Below are 10,811 nucleotides of genomic sequence, written 5' to 3' on the forward strand. Positions count from 1 at the left end.
GGATGACTTTTTGCTATCGAATATATAGCTGCAAAAGTATTATCCACTAGCGCTTGGGGCTAATTCGATGCGAAATCCACGCTGCCGGGCCGCCCAGGCAGGTTCAGCTGCGCCACGGGCGCCGGGCTGCTGGACACCCGTTGGCCGCGCCGCCACACACCCAGGCGCGTGGCCCGCAGGCGGATGGCGTCCACCGGGTTGCGCGCATGCAGCAGCACCAGGTCGGCATGGCAGCCGGGGGCGATACCGTAGCCCTCCAGCCCCAGCAGCTTGGCGGGATTCACCGTCACCGCGTCAAAACACTGCCGCATCGCGGCCTGGCTGGTCATCTGGCCCACATGCAGGCCCATGTGCGCGGCCTCCAGCATGTCTGCGCTGCCGCCGCTGTACCAGGGGTCGAGCACGCAGTCGTGGCCAAACGCCACCGTCAGGCCCGCAGCCATCAGCTCGGGCACGCGGGTCATGCCCCGGCGCTTGGGGTAGGTGTCGTGGCGGCCTTGCAGCGTGATGTTGATGAGCGGGTTGGCCACCACGCCCAGGTCGGCCTCGGCCATCAGCGCCATCAGCTTGCTCACGTAGTAGTTGTCCATGCTGTGCATGGAGGTGAGGTGCGAGCCCGTCACGCGGCCCTGCAGTCCCAGGCGCTGGGTTTCGTACGCCAGGGTTTCCACGTGGCGCGAGTGCGGGTCATCGCTCTCGTCGCAGTGCATGTCCACGCGTTTGCCCCGTTCGGCCGCCAGTTCGCAAAGGATCTTCACGCTCTCGGCCCCTTGGGCCATGGTGCGCTCGAAGTGCGGAATGCCGCCCACCACGTCAACACCCATGTCCAGCGCGCGTTTCAGGTTGTCGAGCCCTCCGGGCGCGCGCAGCACGCCGTCTTGCGGGAAGGCCACCAGTTGCAAATCCAGGTACGGCGCCACGCGCTGTTTTACATCCAGCAGCGCCTGCACCGGCAGCAGGCTGGGGTGGCTGGTGTCCACATGGCTGCGGATGGCCAGCAGCCCGCGCGCCACGGCCATGTCGCAATACTGCAGCGCGCGCTGCACGATGGCGTCGTGGGTCAGCGTGGGCTTGAGTTCGCCCCACAGCGCAATGCCTTCGAGCAGCGTGCCGCTCTCGTTCACGCGCGGCTGGCCGTAGCTCAGGGTCGAATCCATGTGGAAATGCGCGTCCACAAACGGCGGGCTCACCAGCAGGCCACCCGCATCTACCGTTTCATGCGCAGGGGCTTGCAGGCTTTCGGTCACTTCGGTGATGCGGCCGCCTTGCACGGCGATGGACATGTTCTGGCGGCCGTCGGGCAGGCTGGCATGGGTGATGAGCAGGTCGAGCATGGTGGGGGAGTGTAGATATTCGTCGGGACGCGCTGGCACACTGCGGGGTCTCAAAAAGAAAGGGTCATCCGATGAACGCACATGAAAAGCTGAACTATGTCGAATTTGCCGCGTGCGATGTGCCCGCCACCAAGTCGTTCTTTGAAAAGGCCTTTGCATGGACCTTTGTGGACTATGGCCCCGAATACACGGCCTTCTCGGGCCAGGGGTTGGACGGCGGCTTCTTCCGCGCCAGCCTTTGTTCCACTCCAGCCACTGGCGGCGCCTTGCTGGTGTTCTACAGCGCAGACCTCGAAGCCACATTGGCCAAGGTGGAGGCGGCAGGTGGCCATGTGGTCAAGCCGGTGTTCGACTTTCCGGGAGGACGGCGCTTTCATTTCACAGAGCCCAGCGGCAACGAGTTTGCGGTGTGGTCCGACCAGAGGGTGTGAATGAATCGGGCGTGGTGGGCTCATTCGCATCTTCTCATCGCTCCCCCTTGCGGTAGGGCTTCATCAGCGCCTGCGGATACGCCGCCTTGCGTGCCACCAGCACCAGCGCCAGGATGGACAGCAGGTACGGCAGCATCAGATACACCTGGTACGGCAGCCACGCATCGCCCGCCTGCTGCAGCCGCAGCTGCAGCGCGTCAAAAAAGGCGAAGAGCAGCGCACCCAGCAGCGCCTTGCCGGGCCGCCACGAGGCAAACACCACCAGCGCCACGCAGATCCAGCCGCGGCCGTTGATCATGTTGAAGAAGAACGCGTTGAACGCCGACAGCGTGAGGAACGACCCCGCCACGCCCATCAGCGCCGACCCGGCCACGATGGCGCCGGTGCGCATGGCCGCCACCGAGATGCCCTGGCCCTCGGCCGCCTGCGGGTTCTCGCCCACCATGCGCACGGCCAGGCCCAGCGGGGTGCGCATCAGCACCCAGGCCAATAGCGGCACCAGCAGCAGGGCCAGCAGCGTGAGTGGGGTTTGTGCCGACAGGATGGGAATGCCCAGCCATTCCATCGGTGCAAAGGGCTCGATGGTGGGTGGCGTGTTCACCTTGGGGAAGCTCACCCGGTAGCCGTAGTAGCTGAGCGCCGTGGCCAGCAGCGTGATGCCGAGGCCGGACACATGCTGCGACAGCGCCAGCCCCACGGTGAGCCATGCGTGCAGCAATCCAAACACTGCGCCGGTGAGCGCCGCCACCAGCACCCCGGCCCACAGTCCGTGGCCCGTGTACACCGTGAGCCAACCAGTGAAGGCGCCAGCGACCATGATCCCTTCAATGCCCAGGTTGAGCACCCCGGCGCGTTCGCACAGCAAAACCCCCAGCGTGCCCAGAATGAGCGGGGTGGCGACCCGCAGGGTGGCAATCCAGAACGCGGGGTTGGCTAGGATGTCGAGCAGTTCGGTCATGCAGCTGCTCCGTGGAAATTTGCTTTCATTTCGATAGCATCTGGCGCATGATTCACTAGCGCTAGAGGCCTATTTGGCTTGAAATTGTGGTGTGTATGGGTTGTCATGGCTGCTTCACTTCCACCGCACGCGGTACTGCGTCAGCAGCCCGGCCACCAGCACCGCAATCAGCGAAGTCGCCACGATCACATCCGCAATGTAGGTGGGCACGCCCACCGCGCGGCTCATGCTGTCAGCCCCCACCAGCACGCCCGCCACGAAGGTGCCCGCTGCAATCACGCCCAGCGGGTGCAGTCCGGCCAGCATGGCGATCACGATGCCGCTGTAGCCGTAGCCGGGCGACATGTCGAGCGTCACATAGCCAGTGCGACCGGCCACTTCGATGGCGCCAGCCAAGCCTGCGAGCCCGCCGGAGAGCAAGGCCACCAGCACCACCGTGCGGGTGATAGGCACGCCCGCAAAGGCAGCAGCGCGTGCATTGGCCCCCGCAGCACGAATATCAAACCCCGGCACCGTGCGTGCCAGCAGCGCCCACAGCATCACGGCCAGCGACACGGCCCACAGCAGGCCCGTGTGCAGCCGCGTCTGAGGCAGCAGCTTGGAGAGTTCCAGGTCGCCCTGCAGTGCCACGCTCTGCGGCCAGCCCATGGAGAGCGGGTCTTTCATCGGTCCATCGAGCAGAGCTGACACCAGCAGCAGCATGATGAAGTTGAGCAGCAGTGTGGTGACCACCTCGTCCACGCCCAGCCGCGCCTTCATCAGCGCCGGGCCCAGCAGCAGCGCTGCGCCTGCCAGCGCGGCCGCCAGCATCATCAGCGGAAAGAGCACGTAGGGCGACCACTCCAGCCCCGTGCCCCCGTGCATGCCGCCCACGGCCACGGCGGCCAGCGCCCCGGCGTAAAGCTGCCCCTCGGCCCCAATGTTGAACAGCCGCGCGCGGAAGGCCACGGCCGCTGCCAGCCCGGTCAGGATCAGTGGCGTGGCGCGGGTGAGGGTTTCGGTCAGTGCAAACACCGAGCCGAACGCGCCCTGCAGCAGCAGCGCATAGGTCTGGCCCACGGGCGCCCCGGCCCACAGCACCAGCAGGGCGCTGACGATCAGTGTGAACACCACGGCGCCCACCGGCGCCAGCACGTAGGCGGCGGGGGAGGTGTGGTTGCGTTTTTCAAGTCTCATGCTGGGTTGTTCTTGTGGTTGTCGCTCAATGTGCAGCGCCTGCCATCGCCAGGCCGATGGCTTCGCGCGTCCAGTCTTCAGCGCGTCGCGCCTCGCTCAAGTGGCCGTCGTGCATGACGGCCACACGGTCACCCAGCGCCAGCACTTCGTCCAGATCGTCCGAGATCAGCAGCACGGCCGCTCCCGCATCGCGCGCGTTGATGAGCTGCTGCTGCACAAACATCACCGCGCCAATGTCCAGCCCCCAAGTAGGCTGGTGGGCCACGATGAGCTGGGGCGCAGGCGCGGTGTAGCCTGCTGCGTCCTTCGGCGGCATCAGCGCCCGGCCCAGGATGAGCTTTTGCATGTTGCCGCCCGACAGCGACCGGGCGGGGGTGTCCGGCCCGCCGCCGCGCACGTCAAAGGTCTCGGCCACGCGCTGCGCGTGCTGGCGCGCGGCGCGGCGCTTGACCCAGAAGGCACGGAACCACGGGTGTGCAAACCAGGGCCCGCGCAGGCGTTCGGACACAGCGTTCTCCCACACCGGCAAATCGCCCACCACGCCCACGGCGTGGCGGTCTTCGGGGATGCGGGCCACGCCCTGGCTGACCAGGTATGCGGGCCGCGCTTGCAGCGTCGCGCCGCGCAGGGTGACCTGGCCGGTGGTGGCGCTGCGCACGCCGCACAGCAGGTCGGCCAGTGCCACCTGGCCGTTGCCGCTCACGCCCGCAATCGCCACGATCTCGCCTGCGCGCAAGCTGAGGGACACATCGTTCAGCCGGTCGCGCCCCGTGGGGCCGGTGCTGACGTTGGTCAGGGTGCAGATGGGCTCCCCCACATTCTTGGCGGGGCGGCGCTCTGCCGCCTCAATCGCATGGCCCACCATCCATTGCGCGAGCAGCCCCTGGGTGGTGCCCTGCGCAGGCGCCTCGGCCACCAGCTTGCCCTGGCGCAGCACGGCCACGCGGTGCGATACGCGCAGCACCTCGCCCAGCTTGTGGCTGATGAAGATGATGGACAGGCCCTGCGCCACCATTTGCGCCAGGGTGTCGAACAGTGCCTCGCTCTCTTGCGGGGTGAGCACGGCGGTGGGTTCGTCCAGGATGAGGATGCGGGCGCCCCGATAGAGGGCCTTCAAGATTTCGACCCGCTGGCGCTCGCCCACCGAGAGGCTGCCGACCTTCGCATCGGGGCTCACTGGCAGGCCAAACTGCTGCGACACCGCCAGCAGCTTTGCGCGGGCCACGCTGCGGCGCGAGAAGGGCTGCCACAGCGGCTCGCTGCCCAGCAGCACGTTGTCCAGCACCGTGAGGTTGTCGGCCAGCGTGAAGTGCTGGTGCACCATGCCAATGCCCGCCGCCAGCGCTGCACGCGGCTGGCCGGGCGGCAGGGGCTGGCCAAAGGCTTCGATACTGCCTTCGTCAGCCACGTAGTGCCCGAACAGGATGGACATCAGCGTGGACTTGCCTGCGCCGTTTTCGCCCAGCAGGGCCAGCACTTCGCCGCGTGCCAGGGTCAGGCTGATGGCGTCGTTGGCGACGAGCTTGCCGAAGCGTTTGGTGATGTCCGACAGTTTCAGGACGGGGGCGTTGGTGGAGGCCATCTACTTCCACGCCGCCAGAAACGCCCGCAATACCTTGGCCGAGTTGGCGGCCGCCAGGCCCATGAAGGTGCCCATTTCGTTCTCGCCATCACCACCACCGGCGAGATCGCTCAGCGACCGGAAGGCGATGTAGGGCACGCCGTTACTGTGCGCGACCATGGCGGTGGCGGCGGTTTCCATGTCGAGCACGTTGGCCTCGAAGGTCTTGAAGGCGTATTCGCGGAAGGCCTTGTTGTCCACAAAGGCCTGGCCCGATACGCCGTTGCCGCCCACCACCAGTTGTGGGCGCTGCTTGAGGCAGGTGGCGGCCAGGCAGTGCTCCAGGCCCACGTTCTGCAGGCTGCGGGCAGTGGCCAGCATCTTCGGGTCGGCTTCGAACCAGAACTTCTTGGTGAGTTTGGGGTTGGCGGCAGACCGCACCTCCACGGGGCGTGGGTGCATCATGCCGAAGGCGGGCATCGTCAGCTCGCTTTTCATCCACGCGGGGGCGCTGTACTGGCCGGGCTGCTCTTCGCGCGCCATCAGCCATTCCATGTACTGGCCCCACTGTGCGGGCACCGTCACGTCGCCAATGTGCAGGCTAGGGTTCACGCCGCCCGCGATGCCGCTGAAGACCACGTGGCTCACGTGGAAGCGGTCCAGCACCAGCTGGGTGTTCATGGCCGCGTTGGTCATGCTGATGCCGGAGAGGAAGACCACCACAGGTTTGCCCTCCAGCGTGCCGGTGGTGAACTCCACGCCGTTGATGCTGTGTTTGGCGGGCTGCTGCACCTGGGGCAGCAGCACGGTCAGCTCAGGGGCAAAAGCGGAGATGACGGCGATGCGGGGTGTGCCGTCCAGCCGCACGGCTGTTTTACCAGGCGAGGTGGCGGCACAGCCCGCGACCACGGCGGCCAGGGCCAGGGCGCCCAGCAGGCGGGTGCACCGCGTTGTCAGAGTCGGCTTGGTGGTGTGGTGTGAAAACATGGTGGGTGAGCCTCGTCGGTGTGCAATAGCGGTGAGCATCAAAACAAACAGGCCACCGCTTTGCTGGGGTGGCCTGTGCACAGAAGTTGAGGACGCGGGCACGGCACCCGCTGCATCCGGTGCTTACTTGGCCGTGGACTTGGGCTGGCTGTCGTCCACCTTCACGGTGAACTTGCCGGCCAGGATGTCGGCCTCCTTGGCCTTGACCTTGGCGACGATGTCGGCCGGCACCTTCTTCTCGAATGTGCCCAGGGGCGCGAGTTCGGAGCCCTTGTGTTTCATCATCGAATATGGGCCGTAGTCCTCGGCCGTGAATTTGCCGTCCTTGACCAGCTTGAGCGCGCGCTCGATGCTGGGCTCCATGTGCCACAGGGCCGATGCCACCACGGTGTCGGGGTACTGCTCTTGCGTATTGATCACGTTGCCGATGGCGAGCTTGCCTTTTTCCTTGGCCGCGTCGCTCACGCCAAAGCGCTCGGCGTAGAGCACGTCGGCACCCTTGTCGATCATGGCGAAGGTGGCTTCCTTGGCCTTGGGTGGGTCAAACCAGCTGTTGATGAAGGTGATGGTGAACTCGACCTTGGGGTTGGTCTCCTTGGCGCCCGCCATGAAGGCGTGCATCAGGCGGTTGACTTCGGGGATGGGGAAGCCGCCCACCATGCCGATCTTGTTGGTCTTGGTCATGCCGCCAGCCACCATGCCGCTGAGGTATGCGGGCTCCTGGATGTAGTTGTCGAACACGCTGAAATTGGGCGCCTGCGGCTTGCCGGAGGAGCCGAGCAGGAACGAAGTCTTGGGGAAGTCCTTGGCCACCTTGCGGGCGGCGGCTTCTACCGCAAAGGCCTCGCCCACGATGAGCTGGTTGCCGCCGGTGGCGTATTCGCGCATCACGCGCTCGTAGTCGGCGTTGCTCACGTTTTCGCTGGCCTTGTATTCGATCTCGCCACGTGCCTCGGCGGCCTTGAGGGCCTTGTGGATGCGGCTGACCCATTGCTGTTCAAAAGGCACCGTGTAGATCGCCGCGACCTTGATCTTGGACTGCGCGAAGGCCAAAGAGGGCGCCATCGCCATGGCGGCCGAGAGGGCCATGGAGGTGCAGAGCAGGCGTCCGGTGAAGATGCGGCGAGTGGTCATGGTGGGGTTCCTTCAGACAAGCAAACAAGGAGGTTGGGTGTGCTGCTACCAAGCAAGGAGCGCGCCAGTCGGTGGCTGTGTAACTGCAAACCAGCGGCAAGTCTGCCAGAGGAAAGCCACCAGTTGGTAAAAAAATGGTGCATGCGTGCAGCTCATCAGGAAACCAGGCTGGGGCACCCCTCCAGGGTAGGGATCCCAATTGGCTGTTACGCAACGCAGAGAGACCCGGTGATGAAAAAAAAAGCCACCGCTGGGCGGCAGGCCCTGCGGTGGCTGGTGCACGGGCGCTGCCGGTGTGCGCTTATTTGGTGCCAAAAATGCGGTCACCCGCATCGCCCAGGCCCGGCAGGATGTAGCCGTGGTCGTTCAGCTCGCGGTCGATGGCGGCGGTGAAGATGGGCACGTCGGGGTGGGCCTTCTGCAGCGTGGCCACGCCTTCAGGGGCGGCCAGCAGGCAGACGAACTTGATGGAGCGGGGGTTCAGCTTCTTGAGGCGGTCCACACAGGCCGCGGCTGAGTTGCCGGTGGCCAGCATCGGGTCCACCACGATGATGTCGCGCTCGTCCATCTCGGACGGCATCTTGAAGTAGTACTCCACGGGCTGCAGCGTGGCCGGGTCGCGGTACAGGCCGATGTGGCCCACGCGGGCGCCGGGCACCACGTTGAGCATGCCGTCCAGAAAGCCGTTGCCCGCACGCAGGATGGAGACCAGCACCAGCTTTTTGCCATCGATCATCTTGCCGGTCATGGTCTCCAACGGGGTTTCGATCTGCACATCCTGCAGCGGCATGTCTCGGGTCACTTCGTACGCCATCAGCGTGGACAGCTCGCCCAGCAGGCGGCGAAAGCTGTTGGTGCTGGCGTCTTTCTTGCGCATCAGCGTGAGCTTGTGCTGGACGAGGGGGTGGGTGATGACGGTGACGTTGCTCATGGGGAACCTGAAAGGAGAAGGGCAGAGGCCTTTGCGCTGGTGAACAGGCGCGCTCTGCCGCGCGGTGAGTGAAAAAGTGGGGGCTAGTCTGCCAGAAACCGTGCCAGGCGCGACAAATCGACGTTGCCGCCGCTGATGAGGATGCCGACGCGCGCTCCGTGGATGTCGACGTTGCCGTGCTGGGCCCCAGCGAAGGCCAGTGCGCCTGTGGGCTCGACCACGATCTTCATGCGCTCGGCAAAAAAGCGCAGGGACTCGACCAGCTGCTCGTCAGTGGCGGTGACCATGTCGTCGGCCAGGCGCTGGATGATGGGGAAGGTGAGCTGGCCCAGCGCCTGGGTTTGTGCGCCGTCGGCAATGGTGTGGGGCGTGGGGATCTGCACGACATGCCCGGCCTTGACCGACTGCTGGCCGTCGTTGCCCGCTGCGGGCTCCACCCCTACCACCCGGCATTGCGGCGCCAGGGCCTCGGCGGCCAGCAGGCTGCCCGCCAGCAGGCCGCCGCCACCGACGCAGACGAACAGGTAGTCCAGGTCGGGCACTTCTTCAAAAAGCTCCTTGGCCGCCGTGCCCTGGCCCGCGATCACATGGGGGTGGTCGAATGGGGGGACCAGCGTCATGCCGCGCTCCAGCGCCAGGCGGCGGCTGATGGCCTCGCGGTCTTCGGTGTAGCGGTTGTAGGTGACGACCTGGGCGCCATAGTCGCGCGTGGCGGCCATCTTGGAGGCGGGGGCGTCCTCGGGCATGACGATGGCGGCAGGCATGTCCAGCAGCCGGGCCGACAGTGCAATGGCCTGCGCGTGGTTGCCCGCCGAGAAGGCGAGCACACCACGTTCGCGCTGCTCATCGGTGAACTGGGCCAGGGTATTGAACGCGCCCCGGAACTTGAAGGCGCCGGTGCGCTGCAGGTTCTCGCACTTGAAGAACAGCTGCGCGCCCAGCCGCTCGTCGGCGGTGCTGGAGCGCAGCACGGGCGTGCGGTGCGCCATGCCCTTGAGCCGGTGCGCGGCAGCGGCCACATCGTCGTAGGTGGGTGGGGTCAGGCTGGGCAGCGTCATGGTGGCGGCATCCTTGTGGGCAGGGCTGGAAGACGGCCAAACCCCTTAAGGCCTGATGATAGCCCTTTGCCTCGCCATTTCAAGCAAAAGGGCTTGCAAGCGCTAGTGCAGCATGCCTGGGCAGCTATACATTTTGATGTGGCACATGCCCGTGCGTGCACCGCAATCCGGGCCGCATGGCGCGGCCCGGCGGCGCTCAGCCCAGCTCGCTGAACCGTTGCAATGGTGTGAGCGCCGGGAACTCGCCCGCGCGTTTTTGCTTCATGGCCGTGACCGATTCGCGCACATGCTGGTTGCTCCAGATGGCGCCCTGCAGCCAGCCCATCTGGCGCAGGCTGTCTTCCACGCTGTGGTCGCGCGCGTAGTTCACGGCCTGCTTGGTGCCCCAGATGGCCACCGGGGGTTTGGACGCGATCTCCTTGGCGCACTGCAGCGCAGCAGCCAGCATGGCCTCTTGCGTGTCGAACACCTCGTTGACCAGGCCGTAGTTCAGGGCCTTGGCGGCGCTCAGGCGGCGGCCGGTGTAGGCCAGTTCTTTGACCACGCCCAGCGGAATGAGCTTGGGCAGGCGCTGCAGCGTGCCCACGTCGGCCACCATGCCGATGTTGATTTCCTGGATGCAGAAGAAAGCGTCGGCCGTGGCGTAGCGGATGCAGCCTGCGGTGACCATGTCCACCGCACCGCCGATGCATCCGCCATGGATGGCCATGATCACCGGGATGCGCAGGTTGTCGATGCGGGTGAAGGTGGCCTGCATGTCAGTCAGCAGGTCGAAGATGGCAGCCCGGCCCTCGGGGCTCTGGTCGTCCATCGTGATGGCGCCGCCAAAGGTCTCCAGCGCCATCCCGGCGCTGAAATGTTTGCCGGTGCTGCTGATGACCAGCGCCCGCGCCTCGCCCGCCTGGTGCAGCTGGGCCAGCACCGTGTCCAGCTCGCGCCAGAAGGTGGGGTGCATTGTGTTCATGGCCTCGGGTTTGTTCAGAACCAGATGGCCCACGTGGTCAGTGATGCTGAGGGAAAAGCAGGTGAGGGTGTTCATGGGGTGCCACTGTAGACCGGCGGGTGCAGGCCCGGTCGTCGCCTGTGTGACTGGGCGTGATTTCAGGCCATTTTGGCTGAATGCGCCAGTGCATCATGCCTGGGTAGCTATCAAAAAGAGAGTGATTGGGGCTGGCGTTGTGCCGCCAACGGGGGCAGTGGGGCCGGTGGACCAGGCGCTCAGTCCCCGCCGCCACCACAAC

The 10,811-nt window shown here is 65.8% G+C and carries 10 protein-coding genes; 1 reads left to right on the top strand and 9 read right to left on the bottom strand.

Annotated features, from left to right (window positions below; all coding sequences use genetic code 11):
• Positions 1-59 precede the first annotated feature (59 nt).
• Positions 60-1,334, bottom strand: coding sequence for an amidohydrolase family protein (locus tag AC07X4_RS18960; protein ID WP_494740968.1), 1,275 nt, complete (start codon positions 1,332-1,334; stop codon positions 60-62).
• Between the two features lie 71 nt (positions 1,335-1,405).
• On the opposite strand from AC07X4_RS18960, the gene AC07X4_RS18965 reads away from it, so the two are divergent.
• A complete protein-coding gene (locus tag AC07X4_RS18965) occupies positions 1,406-1,765 on the top strand; it encodes a VOC family protein (RefSeq protein WP_056062279.1) in 360 nt (119 codons plus the stop codon).
• A gap of 34 nt (positions 1,766-1,799) precedes the next feature.
• On the opposite strand, the gene AC07X4_RS18970 is transcribed toward AC07X4_RS18965, so the two are convergent.
• From AC07X4_RS18970 to AC07X4_RS19005, 8 genes are all read right to left on the bottom strand, one after another.
• A complete protein-coding gene (locus AC07X4_RS18970) occupies positions 1,800-2,723 on the bottom strand; it encodes an ABC transporter permease (RefSeq protein WP_146871030.1) in 924 nt (307 codons plus the stop codon).
• A 114-nt stretch (positions 2,724-2,837) separates the two neighbouring features.
• Entirely contained in the window at positions 2,838-3,899 is a 1,062-nt protein-coding gene (locus tag AC07X4_RS18975) for an ABC transporter permease (protein WP_494740969.1), read from the bottom strand.
• Positions 3,900-3,924: 25 nt separating this feature from the next.
• Positions 3,925-5,481, bottom strand: a complete 1,557-nt coding sequence (locus AC07X4_RS18980; protein WP_494740970.1) for an ABC transporter ATP-binding protein — start codon at positions 5,479-5,481, stop codon at positions 3,925-3,927.
• Positions 5,482-6,447, bottom strand: coding sequence for a 5'-methylthioadenosine/S-adenosylhomocysteine nucleosidase (locus AC07X4_RS18985; protein WP_494740971.1), 966 nt, complete (start codon positions 6,445-6,447; stop codon positions 5,482-5,484).
• A gap of 123 nt (positions 6,448-6,570) precedes the next feature.
• The gene (locus AC07X4_RS18990; RefSeq protein WP_056062290.1) at positions 6,571-7,581 is read right to left on the bottom strand and encodes a BMP family protein; all 1,011 of its coding nucleotides are present in this window, start codon (positions 7,579-7,581) and stop codon (positions 6,571-6,573) included.
• 301 nt (positions 7,582-7,882) lie between these two features.
• Entirely contained in the window at positions 7,883-8,512 is a 630-nt protein-coding gene (upp, locus tag AC07X4_RS18995) for a uracil phosphoribosyltransferase (RefSeq protein WP_056062295.1), read from the bottom strand.
• A gap of 83 nt (positions 8,513-8,595) precedes the next feature.
• Complete coding sequence (locus AC07X4_RS19000; RefSeq protein WP_056062298.1) at positions 8,596-9,570, bottom strand: threo-3-hydroxy-L-aspartate ammonia-lyase; 975 nt, start codon at positions 9,568-9,570, stop codon at positions 8,596-8,598.
• 196 nt (positions 9,571-9,766) lie between these two features.
• Positions 9,767-10,609: an enoyl-CoA hydratase-related protein gene (locus tag AC07X4_RS19005; RefSeq protein WP_494740972.1), complete on the bottom strand. Its 843-nt coding sequence runs from the start codon at positions 10,607-10,609 to the stop codon at positions 9,767-9,769.
• Between the last annotated feature and the right edge of the window lie 202 nt (positions 10,610-10,811).

Source organism: Acidovorax sp. GW460-11-11-14-LB4 (assembly GCF_059423685.1).

What these genes read in the sequence shown, in the direction of transcription:
- upp (WP_056062295.1), bottom strand. Translation starts at nt 8,512, where the DNA reads ATGAGCAACGTCACCGTCATCACCCACCCCCTCGTCCAGCACAAGCTC.
- AC07X4_RS18975 (WP_494740969.1), bottom strand. Translation starts at nt 3,899, where the DNA reads ATGAGACTTGAAAAACGCAACCACACCTCCCCCGCCGCCTACGTGCTG.
- AC07X4_RS19000 (WP_056062298.1), bottom strand. Translation starts at nt 9,570, where the DNA reads ATGACGCTGCCCAGCCTGACCCCACCCACCTACGACGATGTGGCCGCT.
- AC07X4_RS18990 (WP_056062290.1), bottom strand. Translation starts at nt 7,581, where the DNA reads ATGACCACTCGCCGCATCTTCACCGGACGCCTGCTCTGCACCTCCATG.
- AC07X4_RS18970 (WP_146871030.1), bottom strand. Translation starts at nt 2,723, where the DNA reads ATGACCGAACTGCTCGACATCCTAGCCAACCCCGCGTTCTGGATTGCC.
- AC07X4_RS19005 (WP_494740972.1), bottom strand. Translation starts at nt 10,609, where the DNA reads ATGAACACCCTCACCTGCTTTTCCCTCAGCATCACTGACCACGTGGGC.
- AC07X4_RS18965 (WP_056062279.1), top strand. Translation starts at nt 1,406, where the DNA reads ATGAACGCACATGAAAAGCTGAACTATGTCGAATTTGCCGCGTGCGAT.
- AC07X4_RS18985 (WP_494740971.1), bottom strand. Translation starts at nt 6,447, where the DNA reads ATGTTTTCACACCACACCACCAAGCCGACTCTGACAACGCGGTGCACC.
- AC07X4_RS18980 (WP_494740970.1), bottom strand. Translation starts at nt 5,481, where the DNA reads ATGGCCTCCACCAACGCCCCCGTCCTGAAACTGTCGGACATCACCAAA.
- AC07X4_RS18960 (WP_494740968.1), bottom strand. Translation starts at nt 1,334, where the DNA reads ATGCTCGACCTGCTCATCACCCATGCCAGCCTGCCCGACGGCCGCCAG.